Origin of the sequence: Nonomuraea sp. 3N208, assembly GCF_052245935.1 — a bacterium.
Lineage (GTDB): Bacteria > Actinomycetota > Actinomycetes > Streptosporangiales > Streptosporangiaceae > Nonomuraea.
Genome location: NZ_JBQQBR010000055.1, coordinates 61,057 through 81,167 on the forward strand (window position 1 = coordinate 61,057; position 20,111 = coordinate 81,167).

Sequence of the window (20,111 nt, forward strand, 5' to 3'; positions counted from 1 at the left end):
CTCCAACCTCCGCCCCCTCCCGGCGCCAACCCTTAGCGCCCGGCCCACGGGCCGCCAACGGGATGGCGATTTCGCGCGCGCGTCACCTGACTACAGGCCAATGCCGACTAGGATCCTTGGGCATGACCCAGCTTCCTCTGCGGGCTCAGCTCGCCAGCGCCCTGGGACGCAGTGCTGCCACGCTGTCCAGGATGACCGGGCGCGGCGACGGCTCGGTGATCGGCGGGCGGGTCGGCCTGCTGCTCGAGCCCGACCTCTTGCGCAAGCTGGCCCACGATCGCAAGCTGGCCCTGGTCAGCGCCACCAACGGCAAGACCACCACAACCAGGTTGATCACCTCGGCGCTGCTCGAGCTCGGGGATGTGGCCACCAACGCGTTCGGCGCCAACATGCCCGCCGGCCACGTCTCAGCGCTGTCCCAGCACAAGGCCGCCCCCTACGGCGTGCTGGAGGTGGACGAGAAATACCTGCCCGAGGTGCTCGACACCACCGGCGCAGGCGTCGTCTGCTTGATGAACCTCAGCCGCGACCAGATGGACCGCGCCGCCGAGATCTGGCTGCTGGCCCAGAAGTGGCGCAGGGCGCTGTCGGGCAAGCCCACCCACGTCATCGCCAACTGCGACGACCCGCTCGTCACCTGGGGCGCCTCCACGGCGGCCAAGGTCACGTGGGTCGCCGGCGGGCAGCGGTGGAAGGAAGACTCCTGGTGCTGCCCCGAGTGCGGCGGCCCGCTCGACCGCAAGGACGCGTTCTGGGCCTGCAGTGAGTGCACGTTCCACCGGCCCGAGCCGCAGTGGGCGGTGGACGACGAGGTGGCCGTCGACCCGCGCGGGCAGCGCTGGCAGCTGGACATCCAGCTTCCCGGCCTGGCCAACCGCTCCAACGCGGTGATGGCGTTGGCGGTCGCGGAGGCGTTCGGGGTGCCGGTGGAGCGGGCGCTGCCCCGGCTGCGCGAGGTCACCTCGGTGGCCGGCCGCTACACGACGGTCGAGCGCGAAGGGCGACACGCGCGGCTGCTGCTGGCGAAGAATCCGGCAGGCTGGCTGGAGGCGTTCGACGTCGCCGACCCGCAGCTGCCGATCATCCTCTCGGTCAACGCGCAGGGCCCTGACGGCCGCGACACATCCTGGTTGTGGGACGTCGACTACCGCATCCTGCGCGGCCGTCCCGTCTTCGTCACCGGCCAACGCCGCCTCGACCTGGCACTCCGGCTCGACGTGGCGGACGTGCCGTTCACGCTGTGCAATACGTTCTCGGAGGCGCTGGCCATGCAGCCGCCCGGCCGGGTGGACGTGATCGCCAACTACACCGCCTTCCAGCAGATCCGATCGGAGTTCGGTCGTGCCGTCTGACAGCGTCCTGCGCATCGTCTGGATCTATCCCGACCTGCTGAGCACGTACGGGGACCAGGGCAACGTCCTCGTCCTGGAGCAGCGGGCGCAGCGCAGGGGGATCCAGACGGAGACGATCCACGTACGGTCGGCGGACCCGGTCCCGGAGAGCGGCGACATCTACCTGATCGGCGGCGGCGAGGACCGGCCCCAGATCCTGGCCGCGGAGCGCCTGCGCAGGGACGGCGGCCTCCACCGTGCCGTCGCCGGCGGGGCGGCCCTGCTTGCGGTGTGCGCCGGCTACCAGATCATGGGCAGCACGTTCGGCGGTGAGGAAGGCCAGCCCGTGGACGGGATCAGCCTTCTGGACATCGCCAGCTCCCGCGGCCCGGCCCGGGCGGTGGGTGAGCTGGTCGCCGAGGTGGACGCCACGCTCAACCTGCCGACGCTGACCGGCTTCGAAAACCACATGGGTGTCACCCACCTGGGTCCCGGCGTCAGGCCGCTGTCCAGGACGGTCAAGGGCGTCGGGAACGGTGACGGCTTCGAGGGCTGCTACGCGGGCCACGTGGTCGGGACATACCTGCACGGGCCGGCGCTGGCCCGCAACCCCGCGCTGGCTGATCTGCTGCTGTCGTGGCGGGCCGGGCAGCTGGCCCCGCTCGACGACTCCCGCTACGAGGCCCTCCGCCAGGAACGCCTGGCGACCGTCCTGGAGACCTGACCTTAGCGTTCGGGCCATGACCTGTGTGCCATGGCCCGAGCCGGGGCGTGTCTGCCGGTGAGAAGATCGCTCGGGCGCATCACGCCTGGAAGAGGTCGACGCGGTTGCCGCTCGGATCGGACAGGGAGGACGAGCGCGGCTTCCACGGCCTGTCGATCGGCGCCTCCAGTTCGGCCGCCCCCGCCTCCAGCGCCCGGCGATGCGCCGCGTCGACATCGGAGACCAGCAACCCGAATCTCGAGCGTTCCTCCGGACCGGGATGGCCCGGCTCGTGTGCGACCGTCAGCAGGAAGAACTCGTCACCCGGCCAGGTCCCAAACTGGAACGACGAGATCTCCTCCCGGTATTCGGCTCCGAACGCCCCCTCGTAGAAGTCTCTGGCCTCCTTGAGGTCCCGGACGTTGACCGTCACTTGCACGATGCGCGGACTGGTCACCTGCGGCATCCTGACTCCTTTCTCGATGTACCGATCCACCTTGCGGGCCATCTGCGACAAGGCATGCACCCTTCCCAGCAGCCATTCCCGATGCCCGGCCAGCACGGCCCGGCGGCTGGCAGGGTTCAGTAAGGCCCAACGCTGTTTGCCCGAGCGGCGTAGGTCCTCTTGGTGGCGTGTTGACATGCAGCCATCTGGCTGCCTATTGTGAAGTCATGCAGCCAAATGGCTGCATTTTGGCAGAGGTGCGGTGGATGGATGAGGTTTTCAAGGCGCTGGCCGATCCCAGCCGCCGCAGGTTGCTGGACAGCCTGAACGCCCGCAACGGGCAGACCCTGCGCGAGCTGTGCTCCGGCCTGGACATGGCCAGGCAGTCGGTCAGCAAACACCTGGCCGTGCTGGAGGCGGCCAACCTGGTGACCACGGTGTGGCGCGGACGGGAGAAATTCCACTACCTCAACGCCGTGCCGATCAACGCCATCGCCGAACGCTGGATCAACCAGTACGACCGCCGGCGAGCCAGCGCGCTGGCCGATCTCAAAACCGCATTGGAGGGCACGCACGTGGCCGGCACCGACTTCGTCTACACGACGTACATCAACACCACGCCCGAACGCCTCTGGCAGGCGCTGACCGACCCGGCCTTCACCGAGCGCTACTGGGGAGCCGTCCTGGAGTCCGACTGGAAGGTCGGCTCGACGGTGACCTACAAGCAGGGCGGCATCACGATCGAGGACACCGAGCAAGTCGTGCTGGAGGCCGAGCCCGGCCGCCGCCTGGCCTACACCTGGCACACCTTCACCCCCGACTTCGCCAAGGTCTTCGGCTTCGACGCCGACGACGTCGCTAAATGGGCCGCGGAGCCGCGGTCCACGGTGACGTTCGACATCGAACCGCAGGGCCAGATGGTCAAACTGACCGTCGTACACGGCGGCTTCGAGCCCGGCAGCGCCGTCAGGGAGTCGATCAGCGAGGGCTGGCCGGCGATCCTGTCCAGCCTTAAGACGCTGCTGGAGACAGGAGAGACCCTGCCGCAAGAGGAAGAAGCCCGCTCCTGAGCTCCCTTGGGGATCCGTCGCCGGACGCCGGCGTGGGTTTGTGCTCACCCCACAACAAGCCACTGCCCTGCTGTGGCGGCGTCATCTAGGCCAGACGATTCCTCAGCAGAGATAGTCGTTATCATGCCGACTCGCGTACCACCGGAGGAGAGTGCATGAACGACGGCTCGACGCTGATCCGCGCTGCCCGGCTCGGCCGGGGCGACACGCTCGGCGACGTGCTGCTCTCGGGCGGGCAGGTGGCGCGCATCGGCGCGCTCATCCCCGCCGAGCCCGGTTGGGAGGTGGTGAACGTCGACGGGCGGACGGTGCTGCCCGGCCTCTGGGACCACCACGTCCACTTCGACCAGTGGACCCTGGCCAGGCAACGCCTGGACCTGTCCGGGGCGTCGTCGGCAGCGCAGGCCGTCCGGCTGGTGGCCGAACGACTGCGCGCCAAACCGCCAGAGGCAGGCCTTCCGCTGGTCGGCTACGGGTTCCGGGACGCGTTGTGGCCGGACGAGCCACACCGTGACCTGCTGGACGCCGTGACGCCTTCGGACGTCGCCGTGGTTCTGGCCAGCGGGGACCTGCACTGCTGCTGGATGAACTCGGCCGCGGCCCGGCGGTACGGCCACGCAGATCATCCGACCGGCATCCTCCGCGAAACCGAGTGGCAACCGATCGCCGAGGAACTCGCCGGCCTGCCCGCCCCGCTGCTCGACGGATGGGCGAGGGAAGCCGCCGCCGCGTCGGCCGCGCGCGGCGTCGTCGGCGTCGTCGAGCTGGAGGCGCCCTGGTCTCTGGACGCGTGGGTACGCCGCGTGCGCGACGGTAACCGGATGTTGCGGGTGGCCTGCGGCGTCTGGCCGGGGCGCCTGGATGAGGCGATCGCCCGGGGGCTGCGCACCGGTGACGTGATCCCCGGTACCGACGGGCTGGTCGAGATGGGACCGTTCAAGGTGATCACGGACGGGTCGCTCAACACGCGAACGGCGTACTGCCACCACCCCTACCCGGGGCTGGAGAAGGGGGAGCACCCGTACGGCATGCTGCTCGTCCCGCCTGACGAGCTCGTGACGTTGATGAGCAAGGCCTGGTCGCACGGACTGCGGCCGGCCGTGCACGCGATCGGAGACCACGCCAACACGCTCGCGCTGGACGCGTTCGAGCGGGTCGGCGCGCGGGGCAGCATCGAGCACGCACAGTTGCTCAGCCGATCGGACCTGGACCGGTTCGCCGCGCTCGGTGTGGTCGCGAGCGTCCAGCCCGAGCACGCGATGGACGACCGCGACGTAGCCGACCAGCTCTGGGCAGGGCGGACGGATCGGGCGTTCGCGTTGGGTGCCTTGCACGCGGCGGGCGCTGCTCTGGCCCTGGGCTCCGATGCTCCGGTCGCTCCGCTGGACCCGTGGGTCTCGCTCGCGGCGGCCGTACACCGGAGCCGGGACGACCGGGACCGGTGGCACGCGGAGCAGGAGATCTCGATGGCGCAGGCCTTGGCGGCCTCCACCCGCACGGGCAGGGCGAGGCTCGCGGAGGGAGACCCCGCCGATCTCGTCGTGGTCGACGCCGACCCCTACACCGCCTCGGCCACCACGCTCCGCGAGATGCCCGTCGCCGGCACTATGCTCGGCGGCCGTTGGACCTGGCGGAAGGGGATTTGACCCGTTACCCGTTGAGCAGCCGGACCCGGCACGCCATCTGCAGGGCGAAGCGTGTGTCCGGGTCGGTCAGATCCGCTCCCAGCGCCTCGGTGATCCAGCGCAGACGGTAGGCGACCGCGTTCGGGTGCAGGTGCAAGACCTCGGCGGCCCGGGTCGGCGAGCATTGGGCGTCAAGGTACGCGGACAACGTCGTCAGCCCCACCCGGGAGCGTGCCGCGCCGAGGGCGTCCAGCGGGGCCAGCATTTCGCTGAGGAGGTTCCGGCTCAGGGGCGAGGAGTACAGGTCGGCCAGGATCCGGCGCAGGCCGGTGGCGTCGGCCTCGACGAGGGCGCCGCGGCGACCCGTGGCGTGGGCGGAATCGGCCGCTACTCGAGCTTCGGCCGCGGACTGGCGCAACCCGTCCGGGCCGGTCTGTGGCGTGCCGAGACCTCCCGTGATCACGATGTCGCCGCGATCGGTCAGGACGTCGATCAGCCGTCCGACTTCCGTACGTACCTGCCGGTGCAGTTCAGCGCCCGCCGGTCCGGTGCGCACGATGATCAGGTCGCCACCCAGCCGCGCTACGTGCCAGGCGCCCGGCCTGGCGTGGAGAACCTGCAGCGCCGACAACTCGGCCTCCTCCAGCACCTGCCTGGCCCGGACCAGCGAGGACGTCTCGGCGTCTTCGACCTGGAGCCAGGCCACCACGTGGGCCTGCTCCACGGGGAAGTCGAGCTGGAAGGCCTGCTCGACGAGTTGCGGCAACTGCGCCCGATCGCACAGCACGAGTTGGACGATGAGCCCCGCCCGGGTGAGCGCGGGCGCGAAGCGGCGGTTGAGCTCGCGTTGCCGGAGCCGCGAGACGAGCGCGGCGATCGCCGGGAGGGCCACACGGGTGGCGTCGTCGTCGAGGTCGGGCACGAGCCTGGCCACCAGGTGCCGGCCGACGACGACCGCGCCGGGGTCGGCCTGGTCGGTCGGTCTGGTCTCGTCGAGGACGAGCCGGCAGCCCAGCGCCTCGGACACGACGTCCAGCAGCGAGCGCACCGCGTCCGGGCCCTCCAGCTCGGCGGCCTGCTGGGCCGCGCGGATCGCCGCCGCGGCGCGGGCCAGCGCGTCGGAGGCGCCGCCCCGTACGAAACGGTCGATGTCGAGCAGGAGCTCGGCTCCGTCGCGACCGTCGTCGAGCCCCAGCACGGGCAGCCGCGCCCGCTCGGCCAGCCGCGTGGCCGTGATCGGCAGCTCCCGAACGGCCGCGAACACCAAGCCTGCCGCGTCGCGCGCGGCCGCCTGGCGGATCGCGACATCGATCTCGTAACTGGAGATCGGCTCCGATCCGAGGATCACGATGAGGCTCTCGGTGGGCACGCGGTCCAGCGCGGCCAGCGTGTCGGCGGCCGCGACGTGCTGGATGGGCGTGTCGGTGTCGGGGCCTGCGAGCAGCGTGAGCCCGAACCTGAGGTGATGGCGCAACAGCTCCGAAACCGTCGCCCGGGTTGTTTGTGGCACAAGCACAGTTTGCGTGGAAGCGTTGTGTTCCCGCCATATGGGCTACCCGCAAGGACGCCCCCCACAATCGACGCATGCAGCCAGCTAGTGACAACGACGTGGGCCAGCTGACCGAGAGGGACCTGCCGGCGCTCGCACGCGGATGCGCGATCCTGGGCACCGGCGGCGGGGGATCGGTGGAGACCGCCATCCCCAGCGCCCTGCAGGCGCTGCGCGACCACGGCCCGGTCCGGATCGTGCGCCTGGCCGAGCTCGACGACGACGCCCTCGTCGTGCCCATGGCCAGCATCGGCGCCCCGACGGTCGGGCACGAGATGCTGGCGAGCGTCGACCAGCCGAAGCGGTTGCGCGACGAGATCGAGCGGCTCGCCGGCCGGCCGATCTCAGCGATCATGGCGGGTGAGATCGGCGGCAGCAACGGCGTCGAACCGGTCGGCTGGGCCGCCGAGCTCGGCGTGCCGTTGCTCGACGCCGACGGCATGGGCCGGGCCTTCCCTGAGCTGCAAATGGTGTCGATGCACGTCGCCGGGCTGTCGGCGGACGTGGTGGTCATGGCCGACGTCGTCGGGAACGTCGCGGTGCTCCGGCCGATCGACGCGGTCTGGTCCGAGCGGCAGGCGCGGGCGGTCTGCGTCGCCAGCGGCGCCAGCTCGATGATGGCCAACTACCTCATGACGGCCAGCCAGGCGAGGGGCGCGGTCATCGAGGGCAGCATCTCCGCGGCGCTCGCCATCGGCCGCAGCATCGCCGAGAGCACCGGCGACCCGGTCGCCGGGCTGGCGGGCCGCCTGGACGCCCGGCGGCTCGTCGACGGCAAGATCGTCGAGGTCGAGCGGCACACCGGCGGCGGCTTCGTCCGCGGCTCGGTAGTCGTCGACGGCACCGGCGCGGACGCCGGCCGCATGGTCCGCATCGAGATCCAGAACGAGAACCTGGTCGTCTTCGAGTCCGGCGAGGTACGCGCGAGCGTCCCCGACCTGATCACCGTGGTCGACACGCAGACCGCGGACGCCATCTCCACCGAGACGCTCCGCTACGGCCAGCGCGTCAGCGTGCTGGCCTGGCCGTGCGACCCGCTCTGGCGCACCGAGCGCGGGCTGGCGGTCGTGGGACCGCGGGCCTTCGGCTACAACCTCGACTACCGGCCGATTGAGGAGCTCGTCCATGCCGGCATCTGACCTCGGACGCGAGCTGAAGATCGGGATCGATGTCGGCGGCACGAACACCGACGCGGTGGTGCTCGACCGATCCGAGACGATCGTCGCCCGCGCCAAGCGGCCCACCACATCGGACGTCCGGACCGGCATCGGGCAGGCCCTGTCGGCGGTGCTGGGCGCGCTCGGCGAGCGCGAGCGCGAGGTGGGGCGGATCATGCTCGGCACCACCCACGCCACCAACGCCCTGCTGCAGCGGCGCGGGCTCGGCCGGGTGGCGGTGATCAGGCTGGGCGCCCCGGCCGGCACGGCCGTCGCCCCGCTGACGACCTGGCCCGCGGATCTCGCGGAAACCGTCTCGGCCGGCTCCGTCATGGTCGGCGGCGGGCACTTCGTCGACGGCTGGCCGATCGCGCCGCTGGACCGCGACGCCATCCGCCGCTTCCTGACATCGGTGGCGGACCGTGCCGACGCGGTGGCGGTCACCGGCATCTTCAGCCCCGCCGCCGGCGACCAAGAGCAGGAGGTCGCCGAGCTGGTCCACGACGAGCTAGGCGCCGGTGTCGCGGTCTCCATGAGCCACGAGATCGGCTCGCTGGGCCTGCTCGAGCGGGAGAACGCCACCGTGCTGAACGCGGCGCTCTACCGGGTGGCCGGCGAGGTGACGCAGGCGCTGGACGCCGTGCTCGCCGAGCGCGGGCTGGACGCGGCGGCCTTCTTCGCCCAGAACGACGGCACGCTGATGGCGCTCGACTACGCCTCCCGCTACCCCGTGCTGACGATCGGCTCGGGGCCGGCCAACTCGATCCGCGGCGCCGCGTTCCTGTCCGGTGTGGACGACGCCATCGTCATCGACGTCGGCGGCACCTCAACCGACCTCGGCGTGCTGGTGCGCGGGTTCCCGCGGGAGTCGTCGTTCGCGACGGTCATCGGCGGGGTGCGGACGAACTTCCGGATGCCGGACATCCTCAGCGTGGCGGTCGGCGGCGGCACGATCGTCGGCGGAACTCCTGACGATCCCGCCGTCGGGCCCGTATCGGTGGGCTTCCGCATCACCTCAGAGAGCCTGGCGTTCGGCGGCGACACGCCCACGCTCACCGACGCGGCCGTGCTCGCCGACCGGGTCGCGCTCGGCACGCCGCACAAGTCGCCGGCCCAGGTCCGCACCCTGCTGAGGTCCGCTCTGGACGCCGCCGACGGCATCATCGCTGACGCGGTGGACCAGATGTCGCTCGGCAGGAAGGACCGGCCCGTCGTCGCGGTCGGCGGCGGCGCGTTCCTGGTGCCCGACAGGCTCGCCGGGGCCGCCAAGGTGCTGCGCCCCGACCACGCCGACGTGGCCAACGCGGTAGGCGCCGCCATCGCGCTGGTCAGCGGCCGGTGGGAGACCCTCGCTCCGGCCGGTGACGGCCGCCGCAAGGCCATCGAGGACGCCGGCGAGAAGGCCGTCCGGCGGGCGGTCCAGGCAGGGGCCGACCCCGACGCGGTGCAGGTGATCGAGATCACCGAGACGCCCCTGTCCTACCTGCACGAGCCCGCGGTGCGGATCAACGTCAAAGCCGCGGGCCCCCTCGGCTGGCTGTGAGCCGGCCACCGTAAGAAAGAGGACACCATGATCACCACCTCTCGCCGCAGGCGGACGGCCCTGATGTGCTGCGGCCTCGCCGTCGCGGCCACCGTGGCCACCGGCTGTGGCGCGTCCTCCGGGCCGCCCGCGAGCGAAGCCAAGGGCGGCGGCATCCTCAGCGTCGGCGTCACCGCCTCGCTCGGACGGCTCAAGTCACTCAACCCGCTGGCCGACAACCTGTACGGGTCGTGGATCGCCCGCCAGCTCATCTACCCCGCGCTGGTCCAGCTCGACGGCACTCAGCTCAAGCCCGCCTGGGCGAGCAAGTGGGACGTGTCCGGCGACGGCCGCGTCTACACCTTCCACCTGCAGCCCGGCAGCTGGTCCGACGGCAAGCCGATGACCGCGCACGACGCCGCGTGGACGGCGACGTTCGAGCTGGAGCACGCCGGTGACGCGGCCGGGCTGGTCTCGTTCGCGCTGGAGGGCGTGAAGAGCGTCAAGGCCGCCGACGACCGCACGCTCGTGGTCACGTACGAGGAGCCCGTCGCCGAGAGTGTGCTCACCCTGCTGGCCAACTTCCACGTGCTGCCCAAGCACGTTTACGAGCCGCACGCCGTCGGCGACGGCTCCAAGATGACGGCCTTCCGACCCGAGGACAAGCTGCCGGTGGTGGCCGGCGGGCCCTTCACCGTGACCGAGTTCCAGTCCGACGGCACGACGATCTTCGAGCCCAACAAGGGCTACTACGGGGCGGCCCCACGCGTGCAGGCGGTAGGGCGCGCGGATCCTCGACTGCGACGGGTTGTTCGTCTGCCCGAGTTTCATCGACGCCCACGCCCACAGCGACCTGGCTCCGTTCATGGCCGAGCCTCAGCCGTTCAAGCTGACTCAGGGCGTCACGACCGAGATCAACGGCAACTGCGGCATCAGCTTCGCCCCGACCGACGCGCCGGCGGCGGAACGGCTCGGCGGCGCCCTGCACGACGTGGTCCGCGAGGTCGACGTGCGGCCCATGGGGTTCGGCGAATTCCTCGACGCCGTACGGCGAGCCGGACCGGTCAACCACGTCGCCTACCTCGTCGGGCACGGCACGCTCCGGCTCACGGCCAACGGCCCCGGCGAGGAACTGGCGCCGGGCGCGCTCGACACGATGACCCGGCTCGCGGCCGAGTCCTTCGAGGCCGGGGCGGTCGGCTTCTCCACCGGGCTGATCTACCCGCCCGGCTGCTACGCCGACCTGCCCGAGCTCCAGACACTCGCCCGCGCCGCCGCACCGTATGGCGCGGTGTACGCCACCCACATGCGAGATGAGGGCCGTCGCGTGCTCGATGCCGTCGACGAAGCGGTCGCGGTGGCGCGCGCCGGTCGTCTGCGGCTGCAGGTGTCGCACTGCAAGCTCGCCGGCGCCGAGAACCACGGCCGGGCCGGAGAATTGCTCGCGCGCCTCGAGGCCGCGCGCCGCGACGGCGTGGACGTCCTGGGCGACCAGTATCCCTACACCGCGGCGGCCACCATGCTGGCGGCGCTGCTCCCGAACTCGGCACTCACCGGTGGCGCGGCGGATCTGGCATCGCGGCTGCGTGACCCGGTGTTCCGCGCGCGGCTACGCGGACAGGCCGGACGGGGCGAGCCCGGCGACGGCATCTGGGGCGAGGCCCAGCCGGACGGGATCCTCGTCACCGCGCACGCCGACCCCGGCGTGTCCGGCCGGACGCTCGCCGAGCTGGCCGGCGACCGCGACGTGTTCGAGGTGATGTGCGACCTCGTCGCCCGCGACCCCGCCGCCGGGATGGTGATCGCCGCCATGTCCGAGTCCGACGTACGCGAGATCATGGCGAGCCCGCTGATCGGCGTCGGCTCGGACAACGCGCTGCCGGGCCCTGGCCCGGTGCACCCGCGAACCTACGGCACGTTCCCGCAGCTGCTCGGCCGCTACGTCCGTGAGCTGAACGTCCTCACCTGGCCGGAGGCGATCAGGAAAGCGACCTCGATCACGGCCGGCCACTTCGGACTGCACGGCCGCGGGACGCTGCTCCCCGGAAGCGGGGCCGACGCCGTCGTGTTCGATCCGGCCACGATCGGGCACGACGGCACCCCGCTCGATCCCCGCGCTGGGGTGACGGGAGCGATGACGGTGCTCCTGGACGGCGAGCCGGTCATCCGCGACGGCGCCTACACCGGGCAACGCCGGGGACGCCTCCTGCGGCGTCCGGGAGGCCGTCAGTAGACCAGGGCCTGGGCCCCCTCGGTGGTCACTTCCTCGACGAACGCCGGCGCGCCGGCGATGCGGACCCCGTCGATGAGGTCGTCCACGGTGATGTTCCTGCGGGCCGCGCACTGCGTGCAGAGCGTCACCCGGCCGGCCGCCAGGACGGCGTCGAGCAGGTCCGTCAGCGGCGCGGCATGCGGCAGGCTGAACTCTTTGGCCCGCCCCGGCAGCGCGAACCACGACGACTCGCCGGTCAGCCACAGGGAAACGGGGACACCGCTCGCGAGCGCGGCGGCAGCGACCGTGAACGCCTGGTTGCAGCGCTCCGGGGCGTCCGCCCCGGCGGTCACCTTGATCACCAGTGATCGTGCCATATCCGTCACCCTAACGCGCCAGGAGCGAACATGCGGTCGAGGCAGAGCTCAAGGCCGTGATGCGATGCCGTACGGGCACGACACGCCACTACGCTTGGGGAGCATGGAAGAACCTGAGGTGCACCCTGATCTGGAGCCGATCGCCTTCCTGCTCGGCCGCTGGGAAGGCGCGGGCGTGGGCGGCTATCCGACGATCGAGAGCTTCAACTTCGGGCAGGAGATCGAGTTCGGCCACAACGGCAAGCCCTTCCTGAGCTACGTGAGCCGCACCTGGCTGCTCGACCAGGAAGGCAACCGGGTCAGGCCGCTGGCCACGGAGTCGGGCTACTGGCGGCCGCAGCCGGACCGGCAGATCGAGGTCGTGCTCGCGCACCCGACCGGGATCGTCGAGATCTACATCGGCGAGGTCGTCTTCCACAAGATCGAGCTGCGTACGGACGTCGTCGCCCGCACCGCCACGGCCAAGGAATACACCGCTGGACACCGGCTCTACGGGCTGGTCAACGGCAACCTGATGTGGGCCTATGAGATGGCCGCCGTCGGGTACCCCCTGACGGACCATATGTCCGCCGAGTTGAAGAAGGTGGCATGAGCACGCCCTTCACCGCTGACGCCGTCGAGGCGATCAAGCGCCACATGAACGACGACCACGCCGCAGACTCGCTGATCATCGTACGGGGCCTCGGCGGGCGGCCCGACGCCACCACGGCGCTGACGAGCGACGTCGACGCCGAGGCGATCGAGTTCACGATCGACGGCGGGGAGCGGGTCCGGGTGCCCTGGGGCGAGACGCTCACTGAGCGCGCCCAGGTGCGCAAGGCCGTGGTGATGCTCTATCGCGAGGCGTGCGGCAAGCTCGGCCTGCCGATCAGGGGCGAGCATTAAAAAGGGCCCCAGGCATCACTCCGCCTGCGGTGCAGGCGGGCCGGATGGACCATGGTCGGGATCAGAGTCCCGCCCTCCGGCTGCCAGGGGCCCCGGTGGTTGCCTCGTTTTCGCCAACGTCACGAGACGAGACAAAGTGTCCGCAGCGTTAGCGGACAACCACCTCGCTAGCCCGACTATGACTATCCATTATTCGGACCACCTCCTTTCCGCGTACTCACGAAGCTATGCGGTAGTCCGCGGACTGGGCAAGTGAATATCCCCGGGTCGTACGGTGGACCGCGTTCAGCGGTCCACCGCAGGCAGCGGACCGTTGCGCCTAGACTCGGGGGCATGACCGAGACGCAGTGGCACGAGGAACTCCGCGCGAAGGGCTACCGGGTCACACCGCAGCGCCAGCTCGTCCTCGAGGCGGTCAAGGAGCTGGAGCACGCCACGCCCGAGGAGATCTGCGTCAAGGTCCGGGAGACGGCGCGCGGGGTCAACATCTCGACGGTCTACCGCACGCTGGAGCTGTTGGAGGAGCTCGGCCTGGTCACCCACACGCATCTCGGCCACGGTGCGCCGACCTACCATCTGGCGGCTGAGGCCGATCACGTGCACCTGGTGTGCCGGGGGTGCGACGAGGTGTTCGAGGTGCGGCCGGAACTGGCCGCAGGGCTGGTCAAGGGCCTCGACGATGAGATGGGGTTCGTGGCCGACGTTCATCATCTGACCGTTTTCGGGCGCTGCCGAAACTGCCGGTAGCCGTTGTCGGGCGCCGCCGCCGCTGCGGATAGCCTGGAGTGCATGCGTAGCCCTCTGCTCGATCTCCCCGGCGCCGTAGCGGCAGACGCGCCGGATTCCGACGTAGCCGCGCACTACGGCGACCTGTACGCCGAGCAGCGCGCGCTGGCCAAGGGCGAGGCGGTCGTCGACCGCAGCAACCGCGAGGTGATCCGGATCTCGGGCGCCGACCGGCTGAAATGGCTCAACGACCTGACCTCGCAGAAGCTCGACACCCTGAAACCGGGCGAGTGGACGCAGACGCTGGACCTCGACCTGCAGGGCCGCGTGCAGCACCACCTGACGCTGGTGGACGACGGCGAGAGCGTGCTGGCCCACGTCGAGCCGGGCACCGCGCAGAGCCTGATCGACTATCTCGACCGGATGCGGTTCATGCTCCGCGTCGAGGTGTCGCGGGCCGACGACCTGGTGGTGCTCTCCACGGCGACGGAGGACTTCCTGGTGCCGCGCGCGGAGCTGTCCGACCATCTGGGTAAGCCGCTGGCGGGGTTGTGGGCGTACGAGGCGCTGCGGATCGAGGCGCACCACCCGCGGATGGGGTTCGAGACCGACCACAAGACCATCCCGCACGAGGTGGGCTGGATCGGCGCGGCCGTGCACCTCAGCAAGGGCTGCTACCGGGGCCAGGAGACGGTGGCCCGGGTGCACAACCTGGGGCACCCGCCGCGCCGCCTCGTGTTCCTGCACCTCGACGGCAGTGTCGACACGCTGCCCCCGCACGGCGCGCCGGTGATCTTCGAGAGCCAGGAGGTCGGCGTGGTCGGGTCGGCCGCCCGGCACCACGAGCTGGGGCCGATCGCGCTGGCGGTGATCAAGCGTACGGTGCCGGCGGACGCTCCGCTGCTGGCCGGAGGGGTCGCGGCGGCCCAGGAAGTCGTCGTGCCGCCGGACGCGGGCCGCAACGTCGCCATCGACCCGTCGCTGCGACGTCGCATCCGTTAAATATCGACGACGAGGGTGATCGGGCCGTCGTTGACGAGGGACACCTTCATGTCCGCGCCGAAGACGCCCGTCTCCACGTGCGCGCCCAGGGCACGCAGCTCATCCACCACGGCGTCCACCAGCGGCTCGGCGACCGGCCCCGGGGCGGCCGCCTGCCAGGTGGGCCGCCGCCCCTTGCGCGCGTCGCCGTACAGGGTGAACTGGCTGATCACTAGGAGCGGCGCGGACACGTCCGAGCAGGACTTCTCGCCGTGCAGGATGCGCAGGCCCCAGAGCTTGGCGGCGAGCTTGGCGGCCTCGGCCCGCGTGTCCGTGTGGGTGACGCCCACCAGGACGAGCAGGCCGGGCTCGGTCACCGCTCCGACGGACCGGCCCTCGACCTCGACGGACGCTGAACTCACTCGCTGCACCACTGCTCGCATGGGATCCCATTCTGGCCCAGGAAAACGCTCCGTAGACTCATGCCGGAAAGGATGGGGAAATGTCGTTGATCGTGGAAGTTGTCCGGTCCGGGTTCGTGGAGTCCACGCATCAGGCTCGCATGCTCACCGTGGACGCGGAAGGTCGCCCGGTCGAGGCGCGGGGCGCGGTGCACGTGCCCGCGTCGCCACGGTCGTCGATGAAGCCGCTCCAGGCGCTCGGCATGCTACGCAGCGGCCTGCGGCTGGAGGGCGACTTGCTCGCGCTGGCCTGCGCCTCGCACTCGGGTGAGCCGTTCCATGTGGACGGCGCCAGGAAGATCCTGGCGGGCGCGGGGCTGGAGGAGTCGGCGCTGCTGTGCCCCGAGGACTATCCGTTCGACCGTACGGTCACCGAGCGCGGCCGCGTCTTCATGAACTGCTCGGGCAAGCACGCCGCCATGCTGGCCACCTGCGTGTTGAACGGCTGGCCCGTCGAGAGCTATCTGGAGCCCAAGCATCCGCTGCAGCGGGCGATCAGGGAGACGGTCGAGGACCTGACCGGTGAGCGGGTGGCGGCCTCGGGCGTGGACGGGTGCGGGGCACCGCTGTTCTTCGTGTCGATGGTGGGCGTGACGAAGGCGTTCCGGGCCTTCCCCATGTCGTCGCCGGACTCGTACGAGCGCAAGATCTTCGACGCCATGCGCGCCTACCCGGAGTGGACGTCGGGCACCGACCGCCCCGAGGCCAAGCTGATGCGGGCGCTGCCCGGGCTCATGCTGAAGGCCGGGGCGGAGGCGTTCGACGCGTTCGTGTTCGAGGACGGGCGCGCGGGCACCGTGAAGATCGAGGACGGTTCGGCGCGCGCCCGCGTCCCCGTCACGGTGGCGGCGCTGCGCTCGCTGGGGCTGGACGCCCCTGAGCTGGCCGAGCTGGCCACCCCGCCGGTGGTCGGCGGGGGCCGCCCGGTCGGCGAGGTACGGGTCCGCTAAAGCGTACGGAACTGGCGGGTCGCGGAGATCGCGCCCGACGTGGTCGTGGTGAACGTCCGCATCGAGCCGGCGAACTTGGACAGGTCCCACTCCGCGGGCCCGTGGTACCAGTAGAGGTTGTCAGTCTGGCTCCCGTTGCCGGTGACCGAGGCCACCACGCGCGACCAGTGCTCCACCCCATCGAAGATCACCGCATAGGGCAGGTAGCGGGAGAAAAGCTCCACCCGGTGCTGCTCGGGCACGTTGCCCAGCTCGCCGGAGAACAGGTACTCGCGGAACTTCATGGTGTGCGCCATCGCCGCCGAGCCCCTGGCGGTCTTGGCCGGCATGTACTGGCCGCCGACCGCCAGCGCGCCGCCCGCGATGATCACGGCCAGGCCCAGCAGCCCGTACGTCGTGAACCAGGCCAGCGCCACCGTGGCCAGCAGCCCCACGCCGATGAGCACCACGCCGATCGTGGTCCACTTGGTGCGCTCGGTGTCCGGGCGGCGGGCGAACCAGCCCTGCTTGACCACGTCGGCGTACAGGGCGTCGCGGACCTTGCCCAGATGGGCCGCGAACGAGCCGGACAGCTGCGACAGCATCACCATGTCCCGGCCGTCGAAGATGGCGTCGTAGAGCGCGTGCTCGTACGGCAGGAGCGCGTTGACGGGTGCGTTCGGCAGCCTGACCAGCAACCAGTCGGGCGCGTCGTAGGTCTGGCGGGGCTGCTCGTCGATCCGCAGGTAACCGCGGACGGCGAGGTCGACGATCGTGGCGGTCACGTCGATCACGTCGGCCTGCTCGTCCACGAGCGTGCCGATCTGGCCGGGACGCACCCCGTCGGGCGGTGAGAAGTGCCCGTTCTGCACAGGATCGATGGTGCCCTGCTCGTGGCCGGCGACCCGGGCGTCGCGGCCGCGCGTCCAGTAGAGCAGGCCGACGCCGCCGAGCAGCAGCACCAGCAGGCCCGCCAGGGCGCCGCCGGTGACGGTGTCCAGGGTGAACGCGGCTGCCAGCGAAAAACGCTTCTCCAGGATGGGGGTGCCGCCGCTGGAGCCCTTTGCGTACCCGACGACGACGGTCAGGGCCTGGCCGGGCGCGATGTTCTCCTGCTCGAAGTCGGCCTGGGTGGCGGCGTGGTCCATGGAGGCGGCCGTGCAGCCGATGGCCGAGGTCAGATCGCCGGCGAAGCAGGACAGGTTCTGCACCTGGCCCGGACCGTTGACCTTGACCGTGGCCTTGGCGACCTGCTGGTTCCAACCGTTCACCGCGAACCAGCGCAGCTCTTCGACGCCGCCCGAGGTCGTCACCGCGCCCTTGACGTCGTACTCGACCGTCTGGCCCGTCACGGTGAGCACGTCGCCGGCGAGCGTGCCGCCCTTGACGTTCGAGATCTGGTAGATGCGGTCGTAGCTGTCGTCGTACCGCGTCCGGGTGAGGAACGTACGCTTCAGCCCACTCGAGGCCCCGCTGATCTTCTCGACCACGTGCAGGGTGCCGTCCTTGCCGAGGGTCAGCGTCACCTCGTCCGTGATCCCGGCCTCCGCGGCCATGGCGGGGGAGGCGGTCAACGTCAGAGCGGTGGCCCCGAGGGCGGCCATCGTGAGTCTGATACCCGTCATGGCGGCAAATCGTATCGGTTCAGTTCAAGGTGATGCCGTTCGCGGCCAGCTGGACGCTCTCCGGTGCGGCGCCCTGGCCGGGGTTCTCAACGGCGAGCGCCTGGTTCTGCGCGACGAAGGGCCGCATGCGCTCCTCGTAGCGGTCGAACGCGGCGGCCGGGTCCGTGCCGAGCTCCTGCGCCAGCACGTACGCCCCCACCACGGCCAGGCTCGTGCCCTGCCCGGACAGCGGCGTGGCGCAGTAGCCCGCGTCGCCGACCAGCGTCACCCGGCCGGCCGACCAGCGCTCCATCTTCACCTGGGCCATGGCGTCGAAGTAGAAGTCGTCGGCCGCCCACATGGCCTCCAGCAGCTTCGGGACCTCCCAGCGCACCCCGGAGCAGTGCTCCTGGATCAGGCGCTTCTGCTGCTCCACGTCATGGTGGTCGTAGTCGATCGGGCCCGCGCCGAATCCCAGGTTGACCCGCATCACGCCGGTGTCCCTGTCGCTGAAGACCGCGCCGCCGACATCGCCCTCGCGGAACCAGGTCTGCCAGTGATCCAGGCCGAGGAAGTTCGGCGCGGTGAAGATCGAGACGTACATCCCGAGGTGCTCCAGGAACCGCTCCTCCGGGCCGAACGCCAGCCTTCGCACGTTGGAGTGCAGCCCGTCGGCGCCGACCACGTAGTCGTAGCGACCTTGCCTGCCGCTCTCGAACGTCACGTCCACGCCGTGGGCATCCTGGGCGAGGGTGGCGATCGAGTCGCCGTACACGTACTCGGCGTCGGCGGCCGAGGTGACGAGCGCGGTCAGGTCGTCGCGCAGGATCTCGACATCGGGGCTGTCGAAGTTGCCGCCGCTGAGCGTCCCCTCGGTGCTGCGCATGATCTCGTTGCCGTCGCCGTCCACCATGGACATGCCGCGCATGGTCGTACGGAGCGCTCTGGCCTGCTCCAGGATGCCCATGCGGTCGGCCACGGTCAGCGCGGCGCCTCTGATGTCGATGGCCTGGCCACCCTTGCGCGGCGCCGGGGCACGCTCGATGACCGTCACCTCGGCATTTTGCCGCCGCAGCCAGTAGGCCAGGACGGGGCCGCCGACGCTCGCACCGGAAATGAGCACCTTCATGATCTGACTCCTTGTTGACGTTGTACGCAGAGCTGAATGTACGTCGTACATACAGCCGCTAGCAACGGTATGCTGGCAAGATCTGTACTAGTACAGGAGGTCAAATGGACACTCCGCCTTACGCTCGGATCGCGGGCGACATCAAGCGGCGCATCGCCGATGGCAGGCTGCGGCCCGGGGACCGGGTGCCGTCCACCAGGCAGCTCGCCAGGGACTGGGGGGTCGCGCTGGCCACCGCGACCAAGGCGCTGGCGGTGCTGGCCCAGGAGGGCGTCGTGGTCGCCGAGCCGCGGGTGGGCACGGTCGTGGCGGAGCGAGGCGGCGGGCGCGTGGCACGGCGTCCGGAAATTTCTGGATCTGGTCGGATGCGGGAGCGCATCGTACGGGCGGCCATCGAGATCGCCGACGCCGAAGGGCTCCCCGACGTGACGATGCGGGCGATCGCCGACCGACTCGGCATGGCCACCATGTCCCTTTACCGCCATGTCGGCAGCAAAGACGACCTGGTTCTGATGATGGTCGACGCGGCGATCGAAGACTTCCCGCTGCCGGCCGAGCGGCCGCCCGGCTGGCGGGCCGCTTTCGAGACGACCGCGCGCCTGCAGTGGGCCGCCTACCGGGCGCACCCGTGGATGGCCGGGATCACCTCGCTGTACCGGCCGCTGCCCTCGGCCGGTCTGATCAAGCACACCGAGTGGGTCATGACGGCGCTGACGAGCACCCGCCTGGACGCCACGACCAAAATGCGGCTGCACATCCTGCTCTACAGCTACGTCCAGGGCATCGGCGCCAACCTCGAGCTGGAGCGCCGGGCACGGGTCTCCACAGGGCTCACCGACGAGGAGTGGCTGAGCGGGCAGGACGACCGGATGCGCGCGATCAGGGAGTCAGGTGGCTACCCCGCCTTCGCCGAGCTCCTGGCCGACCTGGGCGACTTCGATCTCGACCTCAACCGGCTCTTCGACTTCGGCCTCGGCCGGCTCCTCGATGGCTTCGCCAAGATGATCGGTTAGTCGCCGTTCGCCCGCGCATGCCCGCCACGATGACGCTGCTCATCCTGCGCTGGTCCCGGCGCATGGGCTGGGGACCCTGGCACAGGTTCGCCCTGGGCGCCGCCGGCCTGGTCACCTACGCCTGGCACGGCTTCCCTCAGCCGCCGAGTTTCCCAGCGCCCGCGAATGTGGACCTCATCGGCAACGCGGTCTTCGCGCTGGCCGCCCTCGGGCTGCTCGCCTTTGTGGTGGTACGGCTCCGCCGCACCGCTCCGCCAACTTGATCTTTAAGTGCGCCACGAGCGCAGAAGGCGAGGTTGTTGTGTAGGTGACCTTGCTGGATGCGGTGCTGTGCAGGAGATGAAGGTCTGGCCCTTCGGCGTCGCCCTGCGGGGGGAGACGTCAAACCGCCT

General features: G+C 70.6%; 20 protein-coding genes and 1 pseudogene. 15 read left to right on the forward strand and 6 right to left on the reverse strand.

Translation table 11 applies throughout. The features are described from left to right. The first annotated feature begins 122 nt into the window (after nucleotides 1–122). Together ACTWPT_RS51250 and ACTWPT_RS51255 are read left to right on the forward strand one after the other, a co-directional pair. Complete coding sequence (locus tag ACTWPT_RS51250; protein WP_443184856.1) at nucleotides 123–1,352, forward strand: MurT ligase domain-containing protein; 1,230 nt, start codon at nucleotides 123–125, stop codon at nucleotides 1,350–1,352. Further along, nucleotides 1,342–2,055 (forward strand): type 1 glutamine amidotransferase, encoded by a 714-nt coding sequence (locus ACTWPT_RS51255; RefSeq protein WP_443184857.1) that lies wholly within the window; start codon nucleotides 1,342–1,344, stop codon nucleotides 2,053–2,055. The genes ACTWPT_RS51250 and ACTWPT_RS51255 overlap by 11 nt, the downstream gene beginning before the upstream one ends. A 79-nt stretch (nucleotides 2,056–2,134) precedes the next feature. On the opposite strand, the gene ACTWPT_RS51260 is transcribed toward ACTWPT_RS51255, so the two are convergent. Next, nucleotides 2,135–2,500 carry a VOC family protein gene (locus ACTWPT_RS51260; protein WP_443184858.1) on the reverse strand — a complete coding sequence of 122 codons (366 nt, stop codon included), beginning with the start codon at nucleotides 2,498–2,500 and terminating at the stop codon, nucleotides 2,135–2,137. A 245-nt stretch (nucleotides 2,501–2,745) separates the two neighbouring features. Between ACTWPT_RS51260 and ACTWPT_RS51265 the strand changes: the two genes are divergently transcribed. Both ACTWPT_RS51265 and ACTWPT_RS51270 read left to right on the forward strand, forming a co-directional pair. Continuing rightward, a complete protein-coding gene (locus ACTWPT_RS51265) occupies nucleotides 2,746–3,549 on the forward strand; it encodes an ArsR/SmtB family transcription factor (RefSeq protein ID WP_443184859.1) in 804 nt (267 codons plus the stop codon). Between the two features lie 155 nt (nucleotides 3,550–3,704). Then, entirely contained in the window at nucleotides 3,705–5,195 is a 1,491-nt protein-coding gene (locus ACTWPT_RS51270; protein WP_443184860.1) for an amidohydrolase, read from the forward strand. A 4-nt stretch (nucleotides 5,196–5,199) separates the two neighbouring features. Here ACTWPT_RS51270 and ACTWPT_RS51275 read toward each other — a convergent pair whose 3' ends face one another. Then, on the reverse strand, nucleotides 5,200–6,684 hold the full coding sequence (locus tag ACTWPT_RS51275; protein WP_443184861.1) for a PucR family transcriptional regulator: 1,485 nt from the start codon (nucleotides 6,682–6,684) through the stop codon (nucleotides 5,200–5,202). A 74-nt stretch (nucleotides 6,685–6,758) separates the two neighbouring features. On the opposite strand from ACTWPT_RS51275, the gene ACTWPT_RS51280 reads away from it, so the two are divergent. The 4 genes and pseudogenes from ACTWPT_RS51280 (at nucleotide 6,759) to ACTWPT_RS51295 (ending at nucleotide 11,635) form a co-directional block, all read left to right on the forward strand. Then, nucleotides 6,759–7,862: a DUF917 domain-containing protein gene (locus ACTWPT_RS51280; protein WP_443184862.1), complete on the forward strand. Its 1,104-nt coding sequence runs from the start codon at nucleotides 6,759–6,761 to the stop codon at nucleotides 7,860–7,862. Continuing rightward, the gene (locus ACTWPT_RS51285; RefSeq protein ID WP_443184863.1) at nucleotides 7,849–9,423 is read left to right on the forward strand and encodes a hydantoinase/oxoprolinase N-terminal domain-containing protein; all 1,575 of its coding nucleotides are present in this window, start codon (nucleotides 7,849–7,851) and stop codon (nucleotides 9,421–9,423) included. The genes ACTWPT_RS51280 and ACTWPT_RS51285 overlap by 14 nt, the downstream gene beginning before the upstream one ends. A 63-nt stretch (nucleotides 9,424–9,486) precedes the next feature. Then, a pseudogene (locus ACTWPT_RS51290) lies at nucleotides 9,487–10,122 on the forward strand (ABC transporter substrate-binding protein); the annotation flags it as partial. An 88-nt stretch (nucleotides 10,123–10,210) separates the two neighbouring features. Further along, the gene (locus tag ACTWPT_RS51295) at nucleotides 10,211–11,635 is read left to right on the forward strand and encodes an N-acyl-D-amino-acid deacylase family protein (protein ID WP_443184864.1); all 1,425 of its coding nucleotides are present in this window, start codon (nucleotides 10,211–10,213) and stop codon (nucleotides 11,633–11,635) included. On the opposite strand, the gene ACTWPT_RS51300 is transcribed toward ACTWPT_RS51295, so the two are convergent. Further along, nucleotides 11,629–11,991, reverse strand: coding sequence for a DsrE family protein (locus tag ACTWPT_RS51300; RefSeq protein ID WP_443184865.1), 363 nt, complete (start codon nucleotides 11,989–11,991; stop codon nucleotides 11,629–11,631). The two genes, ACTWPT_RS51295 and ACTWPT_RS51300, sit on opposite strands and share 7 nt — an antisense overlap. Nucleotides 11,992–12,094: 103 nt before the next feature. Here ACTWPT_RS51300 and ACTWPT_RS51305 point away from each other — a divergent pair, with 103 nt between their 5' ends. The 4 genes from ACTWPT_RS51305 (at nucleotide 12,095) to ygfZ (ending at nucleotide 14,604) form a co-directional block, all read left to right on the forward strand. Beyond that, a complete protein-coding gene (locus ACTWPT_RS51305) occupies nucleotides 12,095–12,583 on the forward strand; it encodes an FABP family protein (protein WP_443184866.1) in 489 nt (162 codons plus the stop codon). Further along, nucleotides 12,580–12,876 carry a DUF2470 domain-containing protein gene (locus tag ACTWPT_RS51310; RefSeq protein ID WP_443184867.1) on the forward strand — a complete coding sequence of 99 codons (297 nt, stop codon included), beginning with the start codon at nucleotides 12,580–12,582 and terminating at the stop codon, nucleotides 12,874–12,876. The genes ACTWPT_RS51305 and ACTWPT_RS51310 overlap by 4 nt, the downstream gene beginning before the upstream one ends. Nucleotides 12,877–13,209: 333 nt before the next feature. Then, on the forward strand, nucleotides 13,210–13,623 hold the full coding sequence (locus ACTWPT_RS51315; RefSeq protein WP_443184868.1) for a Fur family transcriptional regulator: 414 nt from the start codon (nucleotides 13,210–13,212) through the stop codon (nucleotides 13,621–13,623). Nucleotides 13,624–13,665: 42 nt separating this feature from the next. Further along, nucleotides 13,666–14,604 carry a CAF17-like 4Fe-4S cluster assembly/insertion protein YgfZ gene (gene ygfZ, locus ACTWPT_RS51320; protein WP_443184869.1) on the forward strand — a complete coding sequence of 313 codons (939 nt, stop codon included), beginning with the start codon at nucleotides 13,666–13,668 and terminating at the stop codon, nucleotides 14,602–14,604. Here ygfZ and dtd read toward each other — a convergent pair. Then, entirely contained in the window at nucleotides 14,601–15,026 is a 426-nt protein-coding gene (gene dtd / locus ACTWPT_RS51325; RefSeq protein WP_443184870.1) for a D-aminoacyl-tRNA deacylase, read from the reverse strand. The genes ygfZ and dtd overlap by 4 nt on opposite strands. Before the next feature lie 59 nt (nucleotides 15,027–15,085). Here dtd and ACTWPT_RS51330 point away from each other — a divergent pair, with 59 nt between their 5' ends. Beyond that, on the forward strand, nucleotides 15,086–15,994 hold the full coding sequence (locus tag ACTWPT_RS51330; RefSeq protein WP_443184871.1) for an asparaginase: 909 nt from the start codon (nucleotides 15,086–15,088) through the stop codon (nucleotides 15,992–15,994). Here the strand turns inward: ACTWPT_RS51330 and ACTWPT_RS51335 are convergent. Continuing rightward, nucleotides 15,991–17,598, reverse strand: a complete 1,608-nt coding sequence (locus tag ACTWPT_RS51335; RefSeq protein WP_443184872.1) for a DUF2207 domain-containing protein — start codon at nucleotides 17,596–17,598, stop codon at nucleotides 15,991–15,993. The two genes, ACTWPT_RS51330 and ACTWPT_RS51335, sit on opposite strands and share 4 nt — an antisense overlap. Before the next feature lie 19 nt (nucleotides 17,599–17,617). Further along, nucleotides 17,618–18,706 (reverse strand): FAD-dependent monooxygenase, encoded by a 1,089-nt coding sequence (locus tag ACTWPT_RS51340; RefSeq protein WP_443184873.1) that lies wholly within the window; start codon nucleotides 18,704–18,706, stop codon nucleotides 17,618–17,620. A 104-nt stretch (nucleotides 18,707–18,810) separates the two neighbouring features. Here ACTWPT_RS51340 and ACTWPT_RS51345 point away from each other — a divergent pair, with 104 nt between their 5' ends. Further along, complete coding sequence (locus ACTWPT_RS51345) at nucleotides 18,811–19,719, forward strand: GntR family transcriptional regulator (RefSeq protein WP_443184874.1); 909 nt, start codon at nucleotides 18,811–18,813, stop codon at nucleotides 19,717–19,719. A 29-nt stretch (nucleotides 19,720–19,748) separates the two neighbouring features. After that, entirely contained in the window at nucleotides 19,749–19,982 is a 234-nt protein-coding gene (locus tag ACTWPT_RS51350) for a hypothetical protein (protein ID WP_443184875.1), read from the forward strand. Nucleotides 19,983–20,111: the final 129 nt, after the last annotated feature.